We start from the raw sequence: 23895 nt of genomic DNA, 5'->3' as shown, positions 1-23895 counted from the left end.
ATCAGGGTTCGCTCCGGGCCTCTACCTCGCGCATGATGGCGTCGTGGTGGAGGACGCTTTCGATGACCAGGTCGTACTCGAAATAGACGTTGAAGTCGTCGTAGATCCAGCGAGTGATCGGGGGATCGCCGACGGGCGCGTGTTTGCTGTTCGGTTCGCCGTATCTTTCTTCGACCTGTTGCTGGGTGAGACCGTTCCGGGGCAAGTCGCGCATCATGCGCTCCTCGACCTTTTCGATCAGCAATACGTCGCCGGCCACGGCGACCCCCATCATTGTGCTCAAAGCCGCCCCCCAAACCAGCTTGCCCACTGTGTTGCGCATCATGGCAGTTCCTCTGGTTGTACCCTCGGCTTGTCGTGATTGGCACGGCAAGTCAGTGCAAAAATAGTAGCATAAGCCGGGAACTCAAAGCGGATTCTCCCAATCATGAAAACAGCAGTGATTACTGGCGCCAATCGAGGTATCGGGCTCGAGCTCGCCCGTCAGCTCGTGGACCGCGGCTACCGCGTCATCGCGGTGTGCCGCAAGGCCTCACCGGCCCTCAAGGCCCTGGAGGTCCAGGTCGAGGAAGGTATCGACATTACCGACCGCGACAGCCTGCGTGAGCTGGCCGACCGGCTGTCGGGCCGCCGCATCGACCTGCTGGTCAACAATGCCGGCGTGCTGATTCCGTCCACCCTCGAGAACATCGAGGACGAGCTCGACAACTGGCGCGCACAGTACGAGGTCAACGCGCTCGCCCCCCTGCGGGTGACGCATGCCCTGATCAACCACCTGATCAACGGCGGCAAGGTCGTGATCATCTCCTCGCGGGTGGGCTCGATCGCCGACAACGGATCCGGCGGTGCCTGGGGTTATCGCCTATCCAAGGCGGCCGCGAACATGGCCGGCATGAACCTGGCCCACGAACTCAAGGACCGTGAGATCGCCGTGGGCCTCCTGCATCCCGGATTCGTGCGAACCGACATGACCGGCGGCCGCGGCGATGTCGAGCCCGCCGAGGCCGCCGCCGGCCTGGTCGAGCGCATCGACGAGCTGAGCATGGAGACGACCGGCAGCTTCCGCCACGCCAACGGCGAGACCCTGCCCTGGTAGGTATTCGGGCCTGGTTTTTTCTCGCAAAGGCGCAAGGGCGCCAAGGACGCAAAGGCAAAGGAACAAGAATGATTCCTTTGAGATGCTCTTTGGAGTCAGCTGACTCTAGAGCGTTACTCAAAGAACATCCAATCTTCATTCTTTGCTTTCTTTCCTGGCGAACTTTGCGCCGTTGCGCCTTCGCGAGAGACCTGACGAGCCGTCTGAACCCCCACCGCTAGCGAAAGCGCTCCTGCTCGGCCAGCAGTCGCAGCCAGGCCTGGTGGCGGAAGGCGGGCAGGTTGCCGGCTTCGACCGCGGCGACGACGGCGCAGCCCGGCTCCGAGTCGTGCCGGCAGTCGCGAAACTTGCAGCGAGCCGCGTGCTCGGAGAACTCGGGAAAGCCGCGCTGCAGCGATACCGCGTCCATCTTCCACAGGCCGTACTCCCAAACGCCGGGTGTGTCGATCAGCCAGGCTTCATCGCCGTAGCGGTGTGCTGTCGCCGTGGTGGTCGTGTGCGTGCCCTTGCCGGTGACGTGGGAGAGCTTGCCGGTCTGGGCCTCCAGGTCGGGCACAAGGGCGTTGAGCAGCGAGGATTTTCCGACGCCGGACTGACCGGCGAAAAGCGTGACGCCGACGGCCACAAGCCCCTGGAGTTCTTCGGTGTCGGGCTCCGGCCGGCAGCGGGTTCCGATGACGGCGAAACCCATCCCCGCCAGCTCTCCGAGCTCGGTGAAGGGCGGCTGCGACGGTTGCGGCAGGTCCGACTTGTTCACAACGATCAAGGGTTCGATATTGCGAATCAGGCAGGCGGCGAGGTAGCGATGGAGGAGGTCGCGGCTGGGTGCCGGTTCCGGGGCGATCACGATCACGGCCCGATCGAGATTGGCCGCGATTGGGCGAAAACGCCCGCGACCGTCGCCGCGTCCGAAGAGGTTCTTTCGCTCGAGTACTTCCGTGAGGGTGCCGGCCGAGTCGAGCCGAACGAGATCGCCGGGTAGCGGCCGCTCGATTCGACGCGGAAAGTGGACTTTCAGCAGTTCGCCGTCGACGGCAGCCGCGCCATGATTGCCGTGCGCCTGGACCATGCGGACGGGGGCCGTGGTCATCGGGTCCACGCTTGCTGGTATAGTGCTGCCCCTGCCAAACAACAGCTGGCCCGGGCATGAACGAGAACAACCTGATCTGGATCGACCTGGAGATGACCGGACTCGATCCGGCCGCCGACACGATCATCGAAATCGCCACCCTGGTGACCGATGCCGACCTGACCGAGGTCGCCATCGGACCCGAGCTGGCCATTGCAACGCCGCGCTCCGTTCTCGAGGGAATGGACGAGTGGAACACCCGCACCCATACCGAGTCGGGGCTCGTCCGGCGCTGCCTGGAATCCGACATCGATCTGGCCGAGGCCGAGCGCCGCACGATCGCTTTCCTCGAGCAGCACGTTCCCGCCGGCGCCTCGCCGATGTGCGGCAACTCCATTTGCCAGGACCGCCGATTCATGGCGCGACTGATGCCCGATCTCGAAGCCTTCTTTCACTACCGTAATCTCGATGTCAGCACCCTCAAGGAACTCTCACGGCGCTGGGCGCCCGAGGTGGCCAAGGGATTCAGCAAGGACTCCAGCCACCAGGCGTTGGAGGATATCAGGGATTCGGTCGACGAGCTCCGCTACTACCGCCGCTTCATGGGCGAGCTCGGTGGCCCTTGAAGTTGGCTGGTTAGCTCGTTCGCTCGTTTGCTGGTTCGGAAACTGCCAACAACGCGGGACGACTTCGTCGTGACAGAATCGTCGCCAGCCGTGACGATTGCTTAACCAGCCAACCAGCCAACCAGCCAACCAGCTAACCAGCTAACCAGCTAACGCCGGTGTGCGGCCAGCTTGCGCCAGGTGTCGACCACCGTGTCGGGGTTGAGCGACATGCTCTCGATACCCTGGTCCATCAGCCACTCGGCCAGGTCCGGATAGTCCGAAGGCCCCTGGCCGCAGATCCCGATGTACTTGCCCTGCTTGCGGCAGGCCTCGATGGCCATCGCCAGCATCGCCTTGACCGCGGGGTCGCGTTCGTCGAATCGGTGGGCGACCAGGCCGGAGTCGCGGTCCAGGCCCAGGGTGAGCTGGGTCATGTCGTTGGAGCCGATCGAGAAGCCGTCGAAATAGTCCAGGAAGGCTTCGGCGTTGAGGGCGTTGGACGGCAATTCGCACATCATGATGATCTTCAGGCCGTTCTCGCCGCGCTTTAGGCCGAACTTGTCCATTACGGCTACGACATCCGACGCTTCGCCAACAGTGCGCACGAAGGGCACCATGGCCCAAACGTGATCCAGGCCCATCTCCTCGCGCACTTTCTTCATGGCGCGACATTCGAGCTCGAACGCCGGCTGGAAATTCTCGTCGACGTAGCGTGAAGCGCCGCGCCAGCCGATCATCGGGTTCTCCTCGTCGGGCTCGTAACGATCGCCGCCGATCAGGTTGGCGTATTCGTTGGACTTGAAGTCCGACAGGCGCACGATGACGGGGTTGGGTCCGAAAGGTGCGGCAATCGTGGCGATGCCCTCGGCAAGTTTGTCGACGTAGAAGCTGACCGGATCGTCGTATCCGGCGGTGCGCCGGTCGATTTCGGCCCGGACCTCGTCGCTCTGGCCGTCGTAGTCGAGCAGGGCCAGTGGATGAATGCCGATCATCCGATTGATGATGAACTCCAGGCGCGCCAGGCCGATGCCGTGGTTCGGGATCAGGGCGAAGTCGAAGGCCCGGTCCGGATTGGCGACGTTCATCATGATCTTGAGCGGGGCCTCGGGCATGTCGTCGAGCGAGTCCTCGCTGACGCTGAACTCGAGCTGCCCCTCGTAGATGCGGCCGGTGTCGCCTTCGCTGCAGGAGACCGTGACCTCGGAGGCGTGCGGAACACGCTCGGTGGCGTCGCCGCAGCCGACCACGGCCGGGATGCCGAGTTCTCGCGCGATGATGGCGGCATGGCAGGTCCTTCCGCCCCGGTTGGTGACGATGGCCGCGGCGCGCTTCATCACGGGCTCCCAGTCGGGATCGGTCATGTCGGTGATCAGGACGTCACCTTCCTCGACTTCGTGAATCTGTTCGAGCGATTCGATCACCCGGGCCTTGCCCTGGCCGATGCGCTGGCCGATCGCACGGCCTTCGGCCAGCACCTGCCCGGTGGATTCGAGCTTGAACCGCTCCATGGTCTGCCCCGCGCGGCTCTTGACCGTCTCCGGGCGGGCCTGGAGGATGAAAAGTTCCCCGGTTTCCCCGTCCTTGCCCCATTCGACGTCCATCGGGCGTCCGTAGTGGTCCTCGATGGTCAGCGCCATTTTCGCCAGCTCGGTCGCCTCGGCATCGCTGATCGAGAACCGCTGGCGCTCCGCCTCCGGCGTGTCCTCGGTGTGCACGCCGCCGGATTCGCCGTCGCCGTAGATCATGCGCGTGGCCTTGGTGCCGATCGTGCGGCGCAACACGGCGGGCTTGTCGGCGCGCAGGTTGGGCTTGAACAGGTAGAACTCGTCGGGGTTGACGGCACCCTGGACAACCGACTCACCCAGGCCGTAGCTGGAGGTGATGAAGACCACATCGCGGTAGCCGGATTCGGTATCGAGCGTGAACAGGACGCCGGCGGCGCCGGAGCCGGCGCGCACCATCAGCTGGATCCCGGCCGACAGGGCCACGTCGGCGTGAGCGAAGCCCTGGTGGACGCGGTAGGCGATGGCGCGGTCGTTGTAGAGGCTGGCGAACACGGCGTGAATCTTCTCGAGCACCGCCTCGATGCCGCAGACGTTGAGGAAGGTCTCCTGCTGGCCGGCGAAGGAGGCATCCGGCAGGTCCTCGGCGGTCGCCGAGGAGCGAACGGCCACCGCCAGGTCCTTGCCGTAGCGTTCCTGTATCTTGGCGTAGGCCTCGCGGATGGCCTGTTCGAGGTCATCGGGCAGGGGCGTGTCCATGATCCACTGCCGGATCTCGCCGCCGGTCTTCGCCAGCGCGCGGGTATCGTCGGCATCGAGTTCGTCGAGGGCCTTGCCGATGCGCTCGGCCAGCCCGGACTGTTCGAGGAAATTGCGGAACGCCTCGGCCGTGGTCGCGAATCCGCCGGGTACGTTGACCCCGAGATCCTTCAGGTGGGTGATCATTTCACCCAGCGACGCATTCTTGCCACCGACCTTTTCCAGGTCGCCCATACCAAGCTCATCGAGCCAAAGGATATACTCGGACACTCGAACTCCCCAAAGCGGCAGTGTTGAATCAGCTGCTTATTGTAACCGCCTGGAAACTTATGCGAAGAACGGTATTTTTCATTTCCGACGGCACCGCGATCACGGCCGAGACTTTCGGCCACAGCCTGATGACCCAGTTTTCCAACGTGGAATTCCGCCAGGTTCGCCTGCCGTTCGTCGACACCCCGAGCAAGGCGCGCGACGCCGTCTCCCTGATCGACCGGGCCTCCGAAGCCGACGAGGGCGAGGGGCCGCTCATTTTCAGCACCATCGTCGATCCGGAGGTCAGCGGGATTCTCGAGCAATCCAACGGGCATCTCTTCGACATGTTCGGGACCTTCATGGAGCGCCTCGAAGAAGCCCTCGGCGTGCCGCGGTCGCCGCGCGTCGGCCAGGCGCACGGCATGGGCGACAGCAAGGGCTACGAAGACCGGATGGAGGCAACCAACTACGCCCTGACCCACGACGACGGTATTTCCAAGCGCCTGGATGCGGCCGAAGTCGTCCTGGTCGGTGTCTCTCGCTCGGGCAAGACGCCCACCTGCCTCTACATGGCCCTGCATTTCGGGGTGAAAGCGGCCAACTATCCGCTGACCGAGGAAGACCTGGAGCAGCCGCGCCTGCCCGCGTTCCTTCGCGAGCACAAGCACAAGCTGTTCGGTCTGAGCATCGACCCCGAGCGGCTGGCGCAGATCCGTGAGGCTCGCCGGCCCGGCAGCCGCTACGCCTCGCTCAAGCAGTGCCGCTACGAAGTCGAGGCCGCCGAGGCCATGCTTCGCGCCGAAGGTATTTCCATGCTGTCGTCGACCGAGACCTCGGTGGAGGAGCTGGCCAGCCGCATTCTCCTGGAACTGGGCCTCAATCGCGAAATGCGCTGAATCGTTTGGATCATTCGAAATTCCGTTCTTACGAACCTGTTTCGTATTTGAAATTTCGAATTTCGTGCTTGGGTTTTCCGGAGGGGGTGGCAGTTTTCTGCCGGTGTGATATTCTCGCCGGCCATGCTCACAACGACCCGTCAACTTCAGCCTTCGAGCCGGATTCTGGCGCGGCGGCTTCCGGAACTGCACAGTGCGCTGTACCGCGCGCTCAACGTCCTGTTGCCGGATGCGCTGGCCGAGACCGACCATCTCGTCTCGCAGCTGGGTTCCGGGCCCGAGCTCTACCTGGAAGTCATCGAGCGTCACCCCTACACGACCTTCGTGCGCCTGTCCTACATCATCGGCGCGGAGCGCTCGCACAACCCCAACGCCCACGTGCGCATCTACCATGATGCCGCCATGGCCGAGGCCACGGCGTTCAGTCCCCAGCAAGGGATCCAGCGCTTTGCCGGACCGGATCTGGCGATCAACAGCCTGGTCGCGCGCAGTTGGCGGCTCAACCGGGCGCTGCTGAAATGGGTGGACTATCTCATCGCCCAGGGGCACGGCGCGGAAACCATGCGCCCGGCCGGCGATTTTCCCGCGCCGATCGCGGCTGCAGCGCCCGAAGCCTGATTCGGAGCCATCCCGCGCGCGTCGGCGGCGGGTTTTTCTGGCCTGCCCGGGCCGCTTCGTTTAGAATATTCGTCCGGACGCCGAGCGGTTGGTTCGGCAAGCGACAAGCGGGCGTGGCCCACCAGCGGCTAGGCCCGCTTTGTGTACCCGGAGGTTTCTCAATGCAGGCAATTCTGGCGCTGGAAGACGGCACGACGTTTTCCGGGCGGGGTATCGGCGCGCCGGGCGCGCGGGTCGGCGAGGTGGTGTTCAACACCGCCATGACCGGCTACCAGGAGATACTCACCGATCCCAGCTACGCGGGGCAGCTCGTCACGCTGACCGCATCCCACGTCGGCAATACCGGCGTCAACCCGCAGGACGTGGAAGCCGACCGGATCCACGCCGCCGGGCTCATCGTCCGCAATTATCCCAGGCGCCACAGCAACTGGCGCGCGACGCAGTCCCTGTCGGACTGGATGCACGACAACGATGCCTCGGGCATCGCCGGGATCGATACGCGCGCCCTGACCATCCGCCTGCGCGACAAGGGTGCCCAGAACGGTTGCCTGCTGGTCGGCGAAACCGTCGATGCCGAGGAGGCCGTCCGTCGCGCGAAGGAATGCGCCCCGATGAGCGGGCAGGACCTGGCCAGCACGGTGACGGTCGATCGCGCCTACGAGTGGAACGAGGGCAGCTGGGACCTGGAGGCGGGCGAGTTCCGCCGCGGGGAAGGTCGCTTTCACGTCGTCTGTTACGACTACGGCGTCAAGCGCAATATCCTGCGCCTGCTGGTCGACGCCGGTTGTCGCCTGACCGTCGTGCCGGCCCGGACGGCGCTCGACGAGGTGCTGGCGATGAACCCGGACGGCGTGATGCTCTCGAACGGCCCCGGTGACCCCGAGCCCTGCGATTACGCCATCGAAGCCATTCGCGGCCTGCTCGACAAGGGGCTGCCGACCTTCGGTATCTGCCTTGGGCACCAGCTGCTGGCGCTCGGTGGCGGCGCCAGGACGGTCAAGATGAAGTTCGGCCACCACGGCGCGAACCACCCGGTCAAGGATCTCGCCACCGGCCAGGTTCTCATCACCAGCCAGAATCACGGCTTCGCGGTGGATGAGTCGAGCCTGCCGGAGACGGTCATCCCGACCCATCGCTCGCTGTTCGACGGCACCCTGCAAGGCATCCGCATTGCCGGCAAGCCCGCGATTAGCTTTCAGGGCCACCCCGAGGCCAGCCCGGGGCCGCACGACCTGCGGCCGCTTTTCGCCCAATTCGTGACCATGATGGAAAGCGCCGATGCCTAAGAGAACCGATATCCAATCCATCCTCATCATCGGCGCGGGGCCGATCGTCATCGGGCAGGCCTGCGAGTTCGACTATTCGGGCGTACAGGCGGTCAAGGCGCTTCGCGAGCTGGGCTACCGCGTGATCCTGGTCAATTCCAATCCGGCGACCATCATGACCGACCCGGAAATGGCGGACGCCGTCTATATCGAACCCATTCGCTGGGACGTGGTCCAGGACATCATCGAAAAGGAGCGACCGGATGCGTTGCTGCCCACGATGGGTGGCCAGACGGCGCTCAACTGCGCGCTCGACCTGGCGCGCGAGGGCGTGCTCGAGAAATTCGGCGTGGAGATGATCGGTGCCTCTCGCGAGGCGATCGACATGGCCGAAGACCGCGACGCCTTCAAGGAAGCGATGCGCGAGATCGGGCTGGGCGTACCCGAAGCCTGGGTGGCGCACAGCCTCGACGAGGCCGTGGAAGTGCAAAAGCGCATCGGTTTCCCCACCATCATCCGACCCTCGTTCACGCTGGGCGGATCGGGCGGCGGCATCGCCTACAATCGCGAGGAATTCGTCCGGATCGTCGAACACGGCCTGGACCTGTCGCCGACCAACGAGGTGCTGCTCGAGGAGTCGGTGCTGGGCTGGAAGGAATTCGAACTGGAGGTCGTTCGCGACAAGGCGGACAACTGCATCATCATCTGCTCGATCGAGAACATCGATCCGATGGGCGTGCACACCGGCGACTCGGTCACCGTCGCGCCCGCGCTGACGCTGACCGACAAGGAGTACCAGGAGCTGCGTGACGCCGCCATCGCGGTCCTCCGGAAGATCGGTGTCGACACCGGCGGCTCGAACGTGCAGTTCGCCGTCCATCCCGATACCGGGCGCATTCACGTCATCGAGATGAACCCGCGCGTGTCGCGATCATCGGCCCTGGCTTCCAAGGCGACCGGCTTCCCGATCGCCAAGGTCGCGGCCAAGCTGGCCGTCGGCTACACCCTCGACGAGCTCGACAACGAGATCACCGGCGGCGCCACGCCGGCTTCATTCGAGCCCACGATCGATTACGTGGTCACGAAGATGCCGCGTTTCGCCTTCGAGAAATTCCCGGCCGCCGACGACCGCTTGACGACGCAGATGAAGTCGGTCGGCGAGGCGATGGCGATCGGCCGGACTTTTCAGGAGTCCTTCCAGAAGGCGCTGCGCAGTCTCGAGGTGGGTCTTTCGGGCCTCGATCCGGTCGAAATCGACAGCGAGGAGGCCGACGAGCTCACGCTGATCCGCCGCGAACTCCAGGAAGCCGGCCCGCAGCGGCTGCTGTATGTGGCCGAAGCTTTCCGCCGCGGCCTCGAATTCGAGGAAATCCACCGCCTGACCCGCATCGATCCCTGGTTCCTCGACCAGATCGCCGAGCTCATCGAGATCGAGCACAAGCTGCTCGAAGAGGGCGTGGCAGCACTCGACGCCGAGACCCTGCTCGAAATCAAGCGCTACGGGTTTTCCGATGCCCGCATCGCCGACCTGGCGGGGCTGAGCGAGACCGCCGTGCGCAAGCTGCGGACCAAGGCGGGCATCCGGCCCAGCTACCACCGCGTCGACACCTGCGCTGCCGAGTTCGCGACGTCCACGGCCTACATGTATTCGACCTGGGGCGAGGAAACCGAGGCCGCGCCGACCGACAAGCGCAAGATCATGGTGCTCGGCGGCGGTCCCAATCGGATCGGGCAGGGCATCGAGTTCGACTACTGCTGCGTGCACGCGGCGCTGGCCATGCGCGATCTCGGCTACGAGACGATCATGGTCAACTGCAATCCCGAAACGGTCTCGACCGACTACGACACCTCCGACCGGCTTTACTTCGAGCCGCTCACGCTCGAGGACGTCCTGTCGATCGTCGAGCTCGAGCAACCCGAGGGCATCATCATCCAGTTCGGCGGCCAGACGCCGCTGAAACTCGCGCGCGACCTCGAGGCCGCCGGCGCGCCGATCATCGGCACGACACCCGACTGCATCGACCTCGCCGAGGATCGCCAGCGCTTCCAGGACCTGCTCAACCGCCTCGGCCTCAAGCAGCCGCCGAACCGGACAGCCCGCGATCCCGAAGAAGCCCTGATCCTGGCCCGCGAGGTCGGCTATCCGCTGGTCGTTCGGCCCTCCTACGTGCTCGGCGGCCGCGCCATGGACATCGTCCACGGCGAGGACGAGCTCAAGCGCTACATGAACGAGGCGGTCAAGGTCTCAAACGATTCGCCGGTCCTGCTGGATCACTTCCTCGACCACGCCATCGAGGTCGACGTCGACGCTGTCTGCGACGGTGAGCGCGTGGTGATCGGCGGCGTGATGGAGCACATCGAGGAGGCCGGGGTTCATTCGGGCGACTCTTCGTGCAGTCTGCCGCCGTTCTCCCTGTCCGACGAGGTCGTCGAGGAAATTCGTCGCCAGACCCGCCAGATGGCGCTTGCCCTGCAGGTCGTCGGCCTGATGAACGTGCAGTTCGCGGTCCAGGGCGACGATATTTTCGTGCTGGAAGTCAACCCGCGGGCTTCGCGGACCGTGCCTTTCGTCTCGAAAGCGACGGGCGTGCCAATCGCTCGCGTGGCCGCCCGATGCATGGTTGGTCAAACACTTGAGGATCAAGGGCTTACCGGTGACCTTTCAAGTCCTTTCTACTCCATCAAAGAGCCGATTTTCCCTTTCATCAAGTTCCAGGGCGTGGACCCCATTCTGACGCCGGAAATGCGCTCGACCGGCGAGGCCATGGGCGTGGGCCGTTCGTTCGGCTCGGCCGTGGCGCGAGCACAGCAGGGCGTGGGTATCGTGGTCAAGATGAGCGGTCGCGTCTTCCTCAGCGTGCGCGACGCCGACAAGGAACGCCTGCTTCCCGTTGCCAGGGAGCTGGTGGAGCGCGGCTTCGAGCTGGTGGCCACCGAAGGCACCTGGAAGCACCTGGTTGAAAACGGCATCGAATGCGACTATGTCAACAAGGTCATCCAGGGGCGTCCGCACATCGTCGACCTGATCAAGAACGACGAGATCGATTACATCGTCAACACGACCGAAGGCCGCCAGGCCATCGCCGATTCCTTCTCGATTCGTCGCGAGGCGCTGCAACGCAAGGTCAATTATTCGACCACCATTGCCGGTGCCCGTGCCACGTTGCGGGCCATGGACCACTGGAACGAACGAGGCGTGCGCAGCCTGGCCGAGCTGCACGCCGAGCAAGCCTGAGGAGCGAAGATGAGCCAGACGCCATTGACCAAGGCGGGCGCCGAGCGCCTGCGTGCCGAACTCGATCGGCTCAAGAAAAAGGAACGCCCGGCCGTGATCGAGGCCATTGCCGAAGCGCGCGCCCACGGCGACCTGAAGGAAAACGCCGAGTACCATGCCGCACGCGAACAGCAGGGTTTCATCGAGGCCCGGATCCGGGATCTCGAAGCCGCCCTGGGAAACGCCCGCATCATCGACGTGGCTGCGCTCAATCCAGGCGGCAAGGTCGTGTTCGGCGCCACCGTGGTCCTGATGGAGGACAAGAACGATGCCGAGGAAGTGACCTGGCAGATCGTGGGCGACCTCGAGTCGGATTCCTCCCAGGGTCGGCTGGCCATTTCCGCCCCCCTGGCGCGGGCCCTGATCGGGCACCAGGAAGGCGATGTGGTGGAATTCGAGGCGCCCAACGGCAAGCGAACCTATGAGATCGTCGAGGTCCGCTACGAGTCCTGACAGACGGCTGATCCTGCATGTCCCGCAACTGGAGTCCCTCCTGCGGGAGGCGGAGCGGCTGCCCCCGCTGATCGGGGCGCTGTTGCGCGCCTGCGAGCCGCGAAACCTCGATGTCCGATCTCCGCAGGCCGAGCTGGTCACTGGCCGTCCCTTGCCGGCGGCCCCGCTGACAAGGCGCCTCGATCGACCCGACGACGCGGCCGGAGTCTGGCTCCGGGCCGATCCCGTCGGCCTGGTTCCTGACCTGGCGGCCGTGTGGCTGCAGCCCGAAAGGCGCTTCGGCGCCGGGGCCTGGAGTGAAGCGATATCGGACTTGCTCGAAGAAGAGGGGCTGGCGCTGGAGTTGACCGCGAGCGGGCGCGGCTACATCGCACTGGAAAGGTCTCCCGAGAGCCTGTTCGTCCCGCCATGGGCGCTGGCGGGATCCAGCCTGGATCATGCGATGCCCGAGGGTGACGATGCCCGCCGCTGGCGTCGTCTGCTCAATGAAACGCAGGTGCTCCTCCAGCAGCATCGCAGGAGTGCGGACGATCCCGCTGCCATCCCCGGTAGCCTGTGGTTCTGGGGCGGCGGAAGCTTGCCCGAGCCGGAGAAGGCTGTTGCCAGGGTTCAGCGCATCGTCGCCGGGGATCCCGTTCTCGTCGGGCTGGCCGACTGGCTCGGCCTGCCTTGCAGGGCCTTCGAAGAGGGCGTCGAGCCGAGGCCGGGCGATCTTGTCGAATGGCCTTCGCGCTTTGAAGCCTCGGCCGAAGCCAACCTTGAGCGACTGCAGGAGTTTCTGCGCGTCGCCTGGCGGCGTCTTCGCCTGGGACGAATCGGCGAGCTGGAGCTGAGTGGTATGGAGACGGTCCGCCGCTTTGCCCCCCGGCACGCCTGGCGGATTTGGCGTTGATCCGGCGCGTCCATGTCAAGCGCCGCGAAGGGCTGGGTTCCTCGGTTTCCGGTGTGCATCCGGTCGTCGGCCGGGTCCTCTCGGCCCGGGGTGCGGCGACCGTGCCCGACTACTCCCTGGCGAAACTGCTGCCACCGACGCTCGGTGGCCTGGAAGCGGCCTGCGAAATCCTGGAAGAGGCCATAAGGGGGGACCAGCGCATTGTCGTTGTGGGGGACTTCGATGCCGACGGTGCGACGGGTACCGCCCTGGCCGTCCGCGGCCTCAAAGCGCTGGGCGCGGCTGACGTTCACTGGCGGGTCCCCGATCGCTTTCGCCATGGCTATGGTCTGGGTCCCACCCTGGTCGGCGAGCTCACCGACCTCCGGCCCGACCTGGTGCTTACCGTCGACCAGGGCGTGAGTTCCCACGAAGGCGTTGCCATGGCCCGGGAGGCGGGGATGCGCGTGATCGTCACCGATCACCACCTGCCCGGGGACTGCCTTCCGCCGGCCGATGCCATCGTCAATCCCAACCTGTCCGGCGAGCGCTTCGGATCGACGGCGCTGGCGGGCGTGGGCGTCGTGTTCTACCTGCTCATGGCGCTACGCTCCCACCTGCGCGAGCGGGGCCGGTTCGGCGCGGGTCGCGAACCGCGCCTGGACCAGTGGCTGGACCTGGTGGCGTTGGGTACGGTGGCCGACCTGGTGCCCCTGGACGAAAACAACCGGCGACTGGTCCAGCAGGGGCTGCTGCGCATACGGGCAGGGCGCTGCCTGGCGGGCATTCGGGCGCTGCTCGAAGTGGCCGGGCGGAACCTGCGCCATGTCGACGCCTCGGACATGGGCTTCGCCGCCGGGCCGAGGCTCAATGCCGCCGGACGCCTCGAGGACATGGGCGTGGGCATCCGCTGCCTCCTCGCCGACAGCGAATCCGAGGCGGTGGAACTGGCTGCTCGCCTGGATGCGCTCAACCGCGAACGACAGAGTCTTCAGGCAGACATGCAGGAGGCCGCGGAAGCGCAGGCGCAGGAGTTGGCCGAGCGTATCGAGGGCGACCTCCAGGGCCTGTGCGTCTTCGATTCGGAGTGGCACCAGGGCGTTGTCGGGCTGGTGGCGGGGCGGCTCGTCGAGCGCCTGCAACGCCCGGTCATCGCCTTCGCGCCCGCCGAGTCGGGCGGCAGCGAGCTCAAGGGCTCGGGCCGGAGCCCCTCGGGCGTGCACATGCGCGACCTGCTGGTCGAGATCGACGCGCGGCATCCCGGCCTGATCGAACGCTTCGGGGGGCACGCCAGGGCGGCCGGCCTGAGCTTGCCCGAAGCGCGCCTGGATGCCTTCCGGCAAGCTTTCGACGAGGCCCTGTCCGAAAGGGTCTTCGAACCGGACATCGTCCATTCGGACGGCGCATTGTCGGCCGAGGAACTCTCCCTGGAAACGGCGACCGCACTGGCCGAGGCGGGACCCTGGGGTCAGGCCTGGCCCGAACCCCTGTTCGACGGACGATTTCGGATTTGCGAGCGGCGCGTCGTGGGTTCGCACCACCTCAAGCTGCGCCTGGAGCCGGAAGGCGGCGGGCCCGTGCTCGACGCAATCGCGTTCGGCGCGGGCAGCCTCTGCCACCGCGAACTGCCCGATCCGATGGGCGTGGTCTACGAGCTCGACATCAACCGCTGGCAGGGCCGGGTGATTCCGCAGATGCGGATTCGCTACCTGATCGATTCACTCGAGGGCTGAATCCGCGGCCAGGGTAATTTGCTCGATTTCTCCGCGAACCGTCCCTTCCTTCGCAGCGCTTTTTGCCCGGCGTTCTCGATGGCCGGGGGTCGGTTCGGGGGGTGATCAAATCACGGCGGCGGCATCGGCGCGCTGGCCGTCGGCCGCGGCCCGGCGTTACAATAATGCGTTTTGCCATCACGACTCTGAACAAAGGATACGAGCCCTCATGGAACTGACTGCAATCAAGAATCTCCTGGACGACCTGGAGCGCCGTGTCGGGGCGCTAAGGGGGTATCTTTGACTACGATGGCAAGGTAGAAAAACTCGAGGAAGTCACGCGCGAACTCGAAGTTCCCTCCGTCTGGGACGATCCGGAGCACGCGCAGAAGCTGGGCAAGGAGCGTTCCGATCTCGATCGCTCTGTGACGGCGCAGCGCGAGGTGATCGAGGGCGTGCGCGACGCCGCCGATCTTCTCGAACTGGCCCAGGAGGAGGACGACGAGGAGACGCTAGAGAGCGTGGCCGGCGACCTCCAGCGGCTGGAAAAGCAGGTTGCCGACCTCGAATTCCGGCGTATGTTTTCCGGGGAGATGGATGACAAGCCCTGCTTTATCGACATCCAGGCCGGTTCCGGCGGCACGGAGGCCCAGGACTGGGCCGAGATGCTGCTGCGGATGTACCTGCGCTGGGCCGAGCACCGCGGCTGGAAGACCGAGCTGATCGAAGTCTCCGAAGGCGATGTGGCCGGCATCAAGAGCGCCACCGTCCGGGTGGAAGGCGATCACGCCTTCGGCTGGTGTCGCACCGAGACCGGCGTGCACCGCCTGGTGCGAAAGTCGCCTTTCGATTCGGGCAATCGCCGGCACACGTCTTTCGCCAGCGTTTTCGTCTCGCCCGAGATCGACGACTCGATCGAGGTCGATATCGATCCCTCGGACCTGCGGGTCGACGTCTACCGGGCGTCCGGCGCGGGCGGCCAGCACGTCAACCGGACCGAATCGGCGGTGCGCATCACCCACGAGCCCAGCGGCATCGTGGTGCAGTGCCAGACCGACCGGTCGCAGCACAAGAACAAGGACCAGGCGATGAAGCAGCTCCGCGCCAAGCTCTACGAGCTGGAACTGCAGAAGCAGCGCGAAAAGGCGCAGGCCGCCGAGGAAGAAAAGGCCGACATCGGCTGGGGCAGCCAGATCCGCAACTACGTGCTCGACCAGTCGCGAATCAAGGACCTGCGAACCGGCGTGGAGCGGAGCGACACGCAGAAGGTGCTCGATGGCGACCTCGACGAATTCGCCGCCGCCCAGCTCCAGGCCGGGCTGGAATAAAAGGTCCACAGATGAACACAGATGAACACAGATGAAGAAGGGCTCATAGGATTAAGAATATTGCTCTAGCAAGTATTCGCGGCGCCATGATTCGGATAACTTGTGTTTTAAATTTTTATCTGTGCTTATCTGTGGACAATTGATTTTTTTTAAGTGAGAGCAGATGACTGACAAGGAACATGGCGTAACGCCCGAGGTCGACGAGAATCGCCTGATCGTCGAGCGCCGCGAGAAGCTGCGCGCCCTGCGCGAGCAGGGCGAGGCCTTTCCCAACCACTTCCGGGTGACCGCCGATGCGGCATCCCTGCTCGAGCGTTTCGGTGACGCAGACGAGTGGGACCAGTCCGCCCTGGAGGAACGCGACGAGGAGTACAACCTGGCCGGCCGCATCGTCTCGCGCCGCGTGATGGGCAAAGCGAGCTTCGTCCACATCCAGGACGGATCGGGTGCGCGGTTCCAGCTTTACCTGCGCCGCGACGACCTGCCCGAGGGGGTCTACAAGGCCTTCAAGCAGTGGGATATCGGCGATATCGTGGGCGTCACCGGCAAGCTCATGCGCACCCGCACCGGCGAGTTGAGCCTGCACGCCTCGGGTCTCGAGCTGCTGACCAAGTCCCTGCGCCCCCTGCCCGAGAAGTGGCACGGCCTGACCGACCAGGAAACGCGCTATCGGCAGCGCTATGTGGATCTCATCGTCAACCCCGAGGTGCGGGAAACGTTCGTTCGGCGCTCGCTGATCATCCGGGGCATCCGGCACTACTTCGATGCGCAGGGGTTTCTCGAAGTGGAAACGCCCATGATGCATCACATTCCCGGCGGCGCGACCGCGCGGCCCTTCGTCACGCACCACAACGCGCTGGATCTGGATCTTTACCTGCGCGTTGCGCCGGAGCTGCATCTCAAGCGCCTGCTGGTCGGCGGGCTCGAGAAGGTCTACGAGATCAATCGCAATTTCCGTAACGAGGGCGTCTCGACCCGGCACAATCCCGAGTTCACCATGCTCGAGTTCTATTGGGCGCACGCCGACTACAACGACCTCATCCGACTCACGCAGGATCTGCTGCATCGCCTGGTTACCCAGCTGCCCGGCATGGCCGACGGACGCGTCGATTACCAGGGCGAGCGTATCGATTTCACCGGCGACTACGAGCGCGTGACCGTGGCCGATGCCGTGGTCGCCCACTACGACGAGCTGTCGGTCGACGACGTCAAGAACGCCGATCGCCTGCGCGAGGTGTGTCGGGCGCACGACATCACGGTCGATGATTCCTGGGAATGGGGCCGTCTTCTCATGGAGTTGTTCGAGGAAGGCGTGGAGCATCGTCTCCTGCAACCCACCTTCGTGACCCAGTATCCGATCGAGGTCTCGCCGCTGTCGCGCCGCAATGAGGACGATCCGGATTTCGCCGACCGGTTCGAGCTGATCGTCGCTGGCCGCGAAATCGCCAACGGTTTTTCGGAGCTCAACGATCCGGAAGACCAGGCGGAGCGCTTCCGGGCCCAGGTCGAAGCGCGCGACGCCGGCGACGCCGAGGCCATGCATTTCGACCAGGATTACATCCGTGCGCTGGAATACGGCATGCCGCCGGCGGCCGGGGAGGGCATCGGCATCGATCGCCTGGTGATGCTGCTGACCGACTCGGCCTCGATCCGCGACGTGCTGCTGTTCCCGTATCTGCGCCCGGAAAGCTCGGAATGAAGCCCGTCAATAAACGTCGATAAAACGGTCTTCGAAAAGCAGTTCGCTGCCCGAGGCCGGGCCGAGCGTTTCCACCGAGAGTTCCGGCTGTACGGCGTCCTGGCCCAGGTCGAGCCGAACCTGGCTGTCCACCGGCGCGGCATCGATCTCGATTTCGAAATTGAACAAGGTGAACCAGCCGAGACGATTGCCTTCCACCGCGCGGAACGACACGAAGCCGTTTCCGACGGTCGTCACCCAGTCGTTGTTCGGATTGTCGTCGACATCCCCGAAGTGGATATCCGTGATTGCCGCGTCCGTGGGCACCGCGATCTTGAACCCGTCCAGCGCTCGATCGAAATCGTAGTTCTGCAAGGCATAGTTGTAGCGATAGCGGCCCGGCTGTGTCTCGGTGACCTTGACCAGCAGGCGCAGGTGCCCTTGCGGCATGTTGTCGGGATAGTCGGCTGCTGGCGTTTCGGAGGGGATGATGATCACGTCGTGATCCGCCATGGGGTCGGTGTTGTTTTCGGCTACCCACTGCGAAATGACCGGTCCCTGGCTGAAGGTGCCCGGGTTCATGAACCAGCCGCTGCCCGATGGTGTCGGGTCGATCGGCCTGAAGCCCATGCCGTTCCAGATGTTCGTGTCGTACTGGATGACGTACCAGGCGTCCATGAAGTACTGCGTATCAGGCTGCTGGAACTCGTCGGGGTCGATCAAGAGGCGATTGAGCCATTGGCCGGAGAAATCGGTCTGGCCGCCGGTGCATTCCGGGTCGAAGAAAGAGCCGCAGTTCTCCCATCGCCCGACACTGGCTTCGATCTCGTCGCGAGGGCCCTGGTAGGTGGAGGTGTCGTTGTTGCCGGATGAGTAGGTGTCCTCGCAGCCCGGCCAGAGGACATGGTTGTTATTGCAATTGAGGTCGCACTGCTGGTTGACGGTGAAGAAAGCATGTTTTGCTCCGGAGGCGGCGAGCATCTCCATGCGTCCGTCGGCGATCTTGTAGATATTCCAGACCAGGAATGGATGCTGGTCCTCGGGCATATAGGGGTAGCTTGCAAGCTGCGTGAAGTGCCCGATCCAGGGGATGTCGGCCTGGCTTTCGTTCTTCAGGGTGGCTGACGGCGCTGTCTTGATCCGGCCAGTGCGCGGCTGGATGCCCTGGTAGGCCACATTGCCCATGCCGATCAGCGTGACGTCGGCTTCGAACTGCCCGTCCTGGGGCCATATGGGTCGTTCGGTGCATCCCGGCGGTGTGCCCGCCAGCTCGGCCCCTTCGGGGATCGACAGGTCCAGGTCGAGCCACCCCAGCGCGATCGGCATGCCGGCCATCTGCGGCAAGTCCAGTTGCTCCGCCAGGTAGGCCGAGGCTTCGACCTCGGCGTTGGCCGCCGAAAACCCGCTCGTTTCGGTTTCCAGTTCGACGTGAAGATGGGACATGGTGAACAGGTGATTGCCCTCGGCGTCCATGGCCAGGAACAGGGCATGACCGTCGCGCTCGCCGGGGATGATCTGGATGCGATCGAGGCGCAGCTCACGCTCGCCCCGTCGAAGCACGAGATCCGTGTTCGCCGTTAGGCGACCGCTGTCCTGGAAGATCGAGTGAAAGATGCCCCACGGCGCGTGAATCCTGATGGCCTCGATCTGCTCGACGGTGAAATGCAGTCTCTTGCGTGAGGCGACGGGCTCGCCCCGGTGAACCACCTCGATACCGAAGTCGGGCAGGAAGTCACCGCGAATCTCCAGCGTCATCCGGCCGCCGTCCGTCCGCCAGACCTGTTTGGGGTCGGGAGGTTCGGCCTGGCCGGACTGTGCGGCGGCAACAAGGCAGAGTGCCAGAATCCAGCGTAAGACGGGGGAGCGGGGATGCGTCATCGGTTTTCGTCCGGGTGGCGGCAAGTGGCTGATCAGACGCAAGATTACCCCAAGCGCCCCGCACTTGCGAACGGCGACGAGACGATCCGACGGTCGCCGCCGCTCACGCGCTTGCTGCTCGTGCCTGTCGAGTTCCGGTCGGGGACGAGACGGCTCGGGAGTCGTGCAGCCAGTGCCTGTCCCACTTCCGCGCCTTCTCCGGGTAGCGTTCTCGCACGATCCTTCTCAGTTCTGCGGCGCGAGCCGGGTCGTCGAGGCGCTGCTCGAGTATTCTTGCCGCTTCCATCCAGGCCTCGGCGACATGGCGAAATCGGCTGTCGTTCGGTGACAGGCCGATCAGGAGACGGAATGCCGTCTGATGGTCGCCTGCTTCGTCCAGTTCCAGCGCCAGCCGGTAGCGGGTCTCGCTGACGCGGGGCACCCAGTTTTCCAGCTGCGGGCTGTAGCGTTGCCACAGCGCAGTGGCCGCCGCCGTCGATCCGCTCCTGAACAGGCGTTGCATTCTTCGCTCGAGGTGGCTTCGAAACTCGCGGGGGCGCGCCGTTTCAGCGACGAGTCGGTCGAACTGCTCGTTCAGGCGTGCGTCGTCCGGAAATCTCGTCAGTGCCCGGCCGAGAAGGAGGCGGGCGTCGTGAGTCCGCTTCTCGCGCAGGAGCGATTCCGAATCAGCAGCCATCATGGCCGGCTCGTAGACAGCGGCATCGGGCCGGCGCGGGCGGTCGATGGGCGCCACGCCGGCAGGATAGTCCAGCATGCGGCGGTGCGTTCTCAGGATCGCGCCCAGGCGGAAGCTCGCCGCCAGCGCGAACCAGGTGGTGATGAAGGCGACGGTTGCGGACACAAGAGGCGGGGCCGCCGAGAAATGCAGAGTCGAAGCGGCAAGGATCGTCAGGCCTGCGGCGCCCAGGGCGACCGGAACATAGTGTTCCCGTGTGATGCGTGCGACGCGGGTGAGCTCTCGCGGATCGATGCTCGCGCGGGGCGTCTCCTGGCTGACCGCCGCCATCAGCGAAAGTGGAAGCAGAATGGCCACGAGCAGCGCGGCCGTGAACAGGAGCGCCGCCGATCCGCTGGCGGCGCCGAGCAAGAGGATCCCGGCGTGAGGCAGACCGAGCGGCAGCAGGTGAAGGCTGTACTCGAGCTGGTCGATATCGATCAGCTCGGCCAGGGTGGGCGCGTTCGATCGACCCTCGCCTGCACGCTGTGCCAGCGTGATCATCATGGCGAGCAGCAGGGTGGCCAGGGGCAGCGCAAGCAGGAGTCCGGCAATGGAAGTAAACCCGGCCGCCCCCACCAACGCTGTACATGCGGCCACGAGCAGGCCGGGCACGGCAGCGCCCGCCTTGAGCGAATCACGGAAGCTCGTGGCGTTCTCGGCATCGGGCTGAAGTTCGACCATGGCCTGGCCGCAGAGGGGGCAGTCGACTTGCAGCGGGAGCTGCTCTGCGTAGGGCTTGCAGGATGTGCACAATGGCAGACTGCAATCGTTGCAGAACCACCGTGTGGGGGATTGCGCGTGAAAGCGGCAGGAGGAAGGTTTCGGGTGCTTCATAGAGTTCTACTCCATCGTCACCCCCTTTTGTTCAAGGATTTCAATCGGCTGGTACGGCTAGCTTACCAGTATTCCGGGCGATCGCCCAGCCGCGTCGACACGAGCGCGCGGGGCGGGGAAATACAATCGGACCATGGATGCACAGGCAGGACTCTCGAAAGCGGATCGGCTACGAAGCCTCAAGCGCGGTGTGACTGTGGTCGTGCTGGCCGTCGGTGGGTTGGCCGGGAGCGTGGTCGTGGCTGACGAGCGGCTCGAACTGGTCGGCCACCTGGATCTGTCGCGTTACGAAGGCCTTTGGTACGAGATCGCGCGCCTTCCCAATCGCTTTCAGGACCAGTGCGCCGGCGACGTGACGGCACGCTACGAATTGCTCGGGGACGGCAAAGTCCGTGTGACCAATCGATGCCGGACGCCCGGCGGAAACTGGAGCGAAGCGGTTGGGGTGGCGCGACGCAATGCCTCGGACGGGCGTGAGGCAGCGCTGGAAGTGCGTTTTGCGCCGCGGTGGTTGTCTCTGTTTCCTTTCGTCTGGGGCGACTACCGGGTCATGGCGCTCGACGGAGAATACACCCATGCGCTGGTCGGCAGCCGGGATCGGAAGTTCCTCTGGATTCTAGCGCGTCAACCCGTTCTTTCCGAAGCGGCATTCGAGACAATGGTTTCCGAGGCGCAGGGGCAGGGTTTCGACATCAGCCGCCTCGAGAAAACGGTGCACACGCAATGATCGACACGATCGTGATCGGAGCCGGATGGAGCGGGCTGACGGCAGCAACCCGCCTCGCTGCGGCCGGCCGTTCGGTGGTGGTTGTCGAGAAATCGCGCGGTCCGGGCGGTCGCAGCGCGGCGCGCCGGCAGGGCGAGTTCGTCTTCGACCACGGCGCCCAGTACCTGACCGCCCGTAGTGAGGCCTTCGCGCGCCAGGTCGAGGCATGGTCGAGCGCCGGTCTGCTTGCTCCCTGGCGCCCCGAACTGGCGGTGTTCGGGAGTCGGCCGGCGGGTGCCGGCGAGACGCCGGCCGAGCGCTGGGTCGGCGTTGGCGGGATGAACGCGGTGCTGCGACGGCTTGCCGCGGGCGTGGCGTGCCGCTGGCGCTGGCATGCCGAGAGCGTCGGCTTCGAAGCGGGCAGCTGGCATGTTCGCTCCCGCGATGGCGAGGTGCTTCACGGCCGGACCCTGCTGGTGACCGCACCTCCGTCCCAGTCGGCGGCGTTGCTGGGAAGCGACCATGCGCTGTCGGGGCTCCTGCATTCGGTCGACATGATGCCTTGCTGGGCGATCATGGTCGGCTTCCGTGATGCGCCCGAGGTGCCGTTCGACGCCGCCTTCGTCAACCAGGGGCCCCTGTCCTGGATCGCGCGCTGCGACGTCAAGGCGGGCAGGGGAGGTGCGCCGGCCTGGGTCGGCCACGCCGGTCCGGAATGGTCGCAGGCGCATCTCGAGTCGGACTCCGAGGAGGTCGCTTCGGTCTTGTACGCGGAGATGGGCAGGCTCGCTCCCGGCCTTGCATCGAAGCCCGCGCTCTGCGTTGCGCATCGTTGGCGCTATGCAATGGCCAGCCGGGCACTGGATGGTCCGATCCTGGCGGATGACGCGCAGAAACTGGTCCTGGCCGGGGATTGGTGTGCGGGCGAGCGAATCGAGGGTGCCTGGATCAGCGGCGTTGCTGCCGCCAGACGCATTGAAGCACTTCTGCCCTGAACCGGACCGTGGCTCAGCTCAGCGGAGCGGCCGTTTCCTGAAGCCTGAGCTCCACCTTTCCATGGTCATCGCGGGCGACGGTCAGCATTGTCAGGCCCGAGTTCAGGCGCAGGGCACTGCCGGTGTCGTGCCAGTCGCCCAGCACAATGCGCTGGCAGTGTTGCTGATCGATGGAGAGGTCGTGAATGGCCCGACGATGAGTGTGGCCGTGGATCAGCCGGCGCACGCCATGATGCCGGAAGGCCGCCGTGACCGCGCCGGCGTTGACATCCATGATGCTGACCTCCGTGCTGCCGGTATGCCGTCGACTCATCCAGCGGGCCAGGCGCGCGAGCAGGCGCCGGAACCAGGCCGGCTTGGCCAACACCTTGTGCTGCCAGGCGGGGTCGCGAACCTTGCGCCGAAACCGCTGGTAGGATTCGTCGTCGGTGCACAGCGTGTCGCCGTGCAGCAGCAGGATGCGATCGCCCTCGAGCTCGAGGAAATGGGGTTCCTCCAGCCGCTCCATCCGGGCCTCGCGGCAGAAGTCGTCGCCGACGAGAAAGTCCCGGTTGCCGCAGATGAAGTAAAGCTCGGTGCCGTTGCCGGAAAGCTCCGCGAGGTGGCGCGCAACCCGGCGGCCGAGCTCACCGGGCGCGTCGTCGCCGATCCAGGCCTCGAACAGGTCGCCCATGATGTAAAGGGCCGAGGCTTCACGGGCCGGCCCGTCGACGAAGTCGAGGAACAGCTGCGTGGTTTCCGGTCGCTCCTCCTGCAGATGCAGGTCGGCGACCAGGTAGGTTGGTGCGCCGTTACTCAGAAAGCTCGACCCTTTCGATGATGACCGGTTCGACGGGGACATCACGATGCATCCCCTTGCTGGTCGTCTCGACCGATCGGATCTCGTCGACCACGTCCATTCCGTCAACCACCCGGCCGAACACCGCATAGCCCCAGGTCTGACCGGACATCTTGCCGCGATGATTGAGGAAGTCGTTGTCGGTCACGTTGATGAAGAACTGGGCCGTGGCGGAATGGGGGTCGTTGGTGCGCGCCATCGCCAGCGTGCCGCGCTTGTTCTCCAGGCCGTTATCGGCTTCGTTCTCGATCGGCTCGCGCGTCGACTTCTGGTTGAAGTCCGAGTCGAACCCGCCGCCCTGGATCATGAAATTGTCGATCACGCGGTGGAAGATCGTGCCGTCGTAATGTCCGTCGCGTGCGTAGCGCAGGAAATTCGCGGTGGACTCGGGCGCTTCTTTCTCGAACAGTTCGACGGTAATGGCGCCGAGGTTGGTATGCAGGATCACTGTCGGATTCTCCGTCGCTTCCGGGGTGGGGGACTGGTCGGTCTGCTCGGCTTCCTGCGCGGCCAGCGGCAGGGTCGCGAGCATCAGCAAGGCAATC

20 protein-coding genes are annotated in these 23895 nt (G+C 65.0%); 13 read left to right on the top strand and 7 right to left on the bottom strand.

Going from position 1 to position 23895, the window contains the following annotated elements:
- Window position 1: 1 nt before the first annotated feature.
- Window positions 2–325, bottom strand: coding sequence for a hypothetical protein (locus DZC52_RS02920; RefSeq protein ID WP_116649618.1), 324 nt, complete (start codon window positions 323–325; stop codon window positions 2–4).
- Between the two features lie 102 nt (window positions 326–427).
- On the opposite strand from DZC52_RS02920, the gene DZC52_RS02915 reads away from it, so the two are divergent.
- Window positions 428–1096 (top strand): SDR family oxidoreductase, encoded by a 669-nt coding sequence (locus DZC52_RS02915; protein ID WP_116649617.1) that lies wholly within the window; start codon window positions 428–430, stop codon window positions 1094–1096.
- 217 nt (window positions 1097–1313) lie between these two features.
- Here DZC52_RS02915 and rsgA read toward each other — a convergent pair whose 3' ends face one another.
- Window positions 1314–2186 carry a ribosome small subunit-dependent GTPase A gene (gene rsgA / locus DZC52_RS02910; RefSeq protein ID WP_116649616.1) on the bottom strand — a complete coding sequence of 291 codons (873 nt, stop codon included), beginning with the start codon at window positions 2184–2186 and terminating at the stop codon, window positions 1314–1316.
- A gap of 56 nt (window positions 2187–2242) precedes the next feature.
- Here rsgA and orn point away from each other — a divergent pair, with 56 nt between their 5' ends.
- Complete coding sequence (orn, locus tag DZC52_RS02905) at window positions 2243–2791, top strand: oligoribonuclease (RefSeq protein WP_116649615.1); 549 nt, start codon at window positions 2243–2245, stop codon at window positions 2789–2791.
- 149 nt (window positions 2792–2940) lie between these two features.
- Here orn and ppsA read toward each other — a convergent pair whose 3' ends face one another.
- Window positions 2941–5304: a phosphoenolpyruvate synthase gene (gene ppsA, locus DZC52_RS02900; protein ID WP_116649614.1), complete on the bottom strand. Its 2364-nt coding sequence runs from the start codon at window positions 5302–5304 to the stop codon at window positions 2941–2943.
- Between the two features lie 59 nt (window positions 5305–5363).
- Here ppsA and ppsR point away from each other — a divergent pair, with 59 nt between their 5' ends.
- The 9 genes from ppsR to lysS all read left to right on the top strand — a co-directional run bounded on the left by ppsR (window position 5364) and on the right by lysS (window position 17402).
- Window positions 5364–6182, top strand: coding sequence for a posphoenolpyruvate synthetase regulatory kinase/phosphorylase PpsR (gene ppsR / locus DZC52_RS02895; RefSeq protein ID WP_116649613.1), 819 nt, complete (start codon window positions 5364–5366; stop codon window positions 6180–6182).
- Between the two features lie 123 nt (window positions 6183–6305).
- A complete protein-coding gene (locus tag DZC52_RS02890) occupies window positions 6306–6800 on the top strand; it encodes a DUF1249 domain-containing protein (RefSeq protein ID WP_116649612.1) in 495 nt (164 codons plus the stop codon).
- Between the two features lie 161 nt (window positions 6801–6961).
- Window positions 6962–8086 (top strand): glutamine-hydrolyzing carbamoyl-phosphate synthase small subunit, encoded by a 1125-nt coding sequence (gene carA / locus DZC52_RS02885; protein ID WP_116649611.1) that lies wholly within the window; start codon window positions 6962–6964, stop codon window positions 8084–8086.
- The gene (gene carB, locus DZC52_RS02880; protein WP_116649610.1) at window positions 8079–11300 is read left to right on the top strand and encodes a carbamoyl-phosphate synthase large subunit; all 3222 of its coding nucleotides are present in this window, start codon (window positions 8079–8081) and stop codon (window positions 11298–11300) included. Before carA ends, carB begins: the two co-directional genes overlap by 8 nt.
- A 9-nt stretch (window positions 11301–11309) precedes the next feature.
- The gene (gene greA / locus DZC52_RS02875) at window positions 11310–11792 is read left to right on the top strand and encodes a transcription elongation factor GreA (RefSeq protein WP_116649609.1); all 483 of its coding nucleotides are present in this window, start codon (window positions 11310–11312) and stop codon (window positions 11790–11792) included.
- Entirely contained in the window at window positions 11761–12684 is a 924-nt protein-coding gene (locus tag DZC52_RS02870) for a hypothetical protein (protein ID WP_147307584.1), read from the top strand. Before greA ends, DZC52_RS02870 begins: the two co-directional genes overlap by 32 nt.
- Window positions 12681–14396, top strand: coding sequence for a single-stranded-DNA-specific exonuclease RecJ (gene recJ / locus DZC52_RS02865; protein ID WP_245960748.1), 1716 nt, complete (start codon window positions 12681–12683; stop codon window positions 14394–14396). Before DZC52_RS02870 ends, recJ begins: the two co-directional genes overlap by 4 nt.
- Window positions 14397–14604: 208 nt before the next feature.
- Window positions 14605–15703 (top strand): peptide chain release factor 2 gene (prfB, locus tag DZC52_RS02860; protein WP_116649606.1). Its coding sequence is split into 2 segments (ribosomal slippage): window positions 14605–14676 and window positions 14678–15703, totalling 1098 coding nucleotides; the frame shifts between segments, so codons are not numbered across the junction.
- A gap of 163 nt (window positions 15704–15866) precedes the next feature.
- Window positions 15867–17402, top strand: coding sequence for a lysine--tRNA ligase (lysS, locus tag DZC52_RS02855; protein ID WP_116649605.1), 1536 nt, complete (start codon window positions 15867–15869; stop codon window positions 17400–17402).
- Between the two features lie 6 nt (window positions 17403–17408).
- Here the strand turns inward: lysS and DZC52_RS02850 are convergent, their stop codons facing one another.
- Together DZC52_RS02850 and DZC52_RS02845 are read right to left on the bottom strand one after the other, a co-directional pair.
- Window positions 17409–19259, bottom strand: a complete 1851-nt coding sequence (locus DZC52_RS02850; RefSeq protein WP_116649604.1) for a hypothetical protein — start codon at window positions 19257–19259, stop codon at window positions 17409–17411.
- Window positions 19260–19362: 103 nt separating this feature from the next.
- A complete protein-coding gene (locus DZC52_RS02845) occupies window positions 19363–20811 on the bottom strand; it encodes a B-box zinc finger protein (protein WP_116649603.1) in 1449 nt (482 codons plus the stop codon).
- 133 nt (window positions 20812–20944) lie between these two features.
- On the opposite strand from DZC52_RS02845, the gene DZC52_RS02840 reads away from it, so the two are divergent.
- Entirely contained in the window at window positions 20945–21538 is a 594-nt protein-coding gene (locus tag DZC52_RS02840; protein ID WP_116649602.1) for a lipocalin family protein, read from the top strand.
- Window positions 21535–22512 carry an NAD(P)/FAD-dependent oxidoreductase gene (locus DZC52_RS02835; RefSeq protein WP_116649601.1) on the top strand — a complete coding sequence of 326 codons (978 nt, stop codon included), beginning with the start codon at window positions 21535–21537 and terminating at the stop codon, window positions 22510–22512. The genes DZC52_RS02840 and DZC52_RS02835 overlap by 4 nt, the downstream gene beginning before the upstream one ends.
- Window positions 22513–22525: 13 nt before the next feature.
- Here the strand turns inward: DZC52_RS02835 and DZC52_RS02830 are convergent, their stop codons facing one another.
- Both DZC52_RS02830 and DZC52_RS02825 read right to left on the bottom strand, forming a co-directional pair.
- Window positions 22526–23353, bottom strand: coding sequence for a UDP-2,3-diacylglucosamine diphosphatase (locus DZC52_RS02830; protein WP_116649600.1), 828 nt, complete (start codon window positions 23351–23353; stop codon window positions 22526–22528).
- Entirely contained in the window at window positions 23304–23882 is a 579-nt protein-coding gene (locus tag DZC52_RS02825; protein ID WP_116649715.1) for a peptidylprolyl isomerase, read from the bottom strand. Before DZC52_RS02825 ends, DZC52_RS02830 begins: the two co-directional genes overlap by 50 nt.
- Between the last annotated feature and the right edge of the window lie 13 nt (window positions 23883–23895).

Origin of the sequence: Wenzhouxiangella sediminis (assembly GCF_003410055.1) — a bacterium.
In the GTDB taxonomy this organism is placed as follows: Bacteria; Pseudomonadota; Gammaproteobacteria; order Xanthomonadales; family Wenzhouxiangellaceae; genus Wenzhouxiangella; species Wenzhouxiangella sediminis.
This window is presented reverse-complemented; position numbering and strand designations above follow the sequence as displayed.

Coding starts and splice junctions, on each gene's coding strand:
- DZC52_RS02920 (WP_116649618.1), bottom strand. CDS start 325: ATGATGCGCAACACAGTGGGCAAGCTGGTTTGGGGGGCGGCTTTGAGC.
- DZC52_RS02915 (WP_116649617.1), top strand. CDS start 428: ATGAAAACAGCAGTGATTACTGGCGCCAATCGAGGTATCGGGCTCGAG.
- rsgA (WP_116649616.1), bottom strand. CDS start 2,186: ATGACCACGGCCCCCGTCCGCATGGTCCAGGCGCACGGCAATCATGGC.
- orn (WP_116649615.1), top strand. CDS start 2,243: ATGAACGAGAACAACCTGATCTGGATCGACCTGGAGATGACCGGACTC.
- ppsR (WP_116649613.1), top strand. CDS start 5,364: ATGCGAAGAACGGTATTTTTCATTTCCGACGGCACCGCGATCACGGCC.
- DZC52_RS02890 (WP_116649612.1), top strand. CDS start 6,306: ATGCTCACAACGACCCGTCAACTTCAGCCTTCGAGCCGGATTCTGGCG.
- carA (WP_116649611.1), top strand. CDS start 6,962: ATGCAGGCAATTCTGGCGCTGGAAGACGGCACGACGTTTTCCGGGCGG.
- carB (WP_116649610.1), top strand. CDS start 8,079: ATGCCTAAGAGAACCGATATCCAATCCATCCTCATCATCGGCGCGGGG.
- greA (WP_116649609.1), top strand. CDS start 11,310: ATGAGCCAGACGCCATTGACCAAGGCGGGCGCCGAGCGCCTGCGTGCC.
- DZC52_RS02870 (WP_147307584.1), top strand. CDS start 11,761: ATGAGATCGTCGAGGTCCGCTACGAGTCCTGACAGACGGCTGATCCTG.
- lysS (WP_116649605.1), top strand. CDS start 15,867: ATGACTGACAAGGAACATGGCGTAACGCCCGAGGTCGACGAGAATCGC.
- DZC52_RS02850 (WP_116649604.1), bottom strand. CDS start 19,259: ATGACGCATCCCCGCTCCCCCGTCTTACGCTGGATTCTGGCACTCTGC.
- DZC52_RS02845 (WP_116649603.1), bottom strand. CDS start 20,811: ATGAAGCACCCGAAACCTTCCTCCTGCCGCTTTCACGCGCAATCCCCC.
- DZC52_RS02840 (WP_116649602.1), top strand. CDS start 20,945: ATGGATGCACAGGCAGGACTCTCGAAAGCGGATCGGCTACGAAGCCTC.
- DZC52_RS02835 (WP_116649601.1), top strand. CDS start 21,535: ATGATCGACACGATCGTGATCGGAGCCGGATGGAGCGGGCTGACGGCA.
- DZC52_RS02830 (WP_116649600.1), bottom strand. CDS start 23,353: ATGTCCCCGTCGAACCGGTCATCATCGAAAGGGTCGAGCTTTCTGAGT.
- DZC52_RS02825 (WP_116649715.1), bottom strand. CDS start 23,882: ATGCTCGCGACCCTGCCGCTGGCCGCGCAGGAAGCCGAGCAGACCGAC.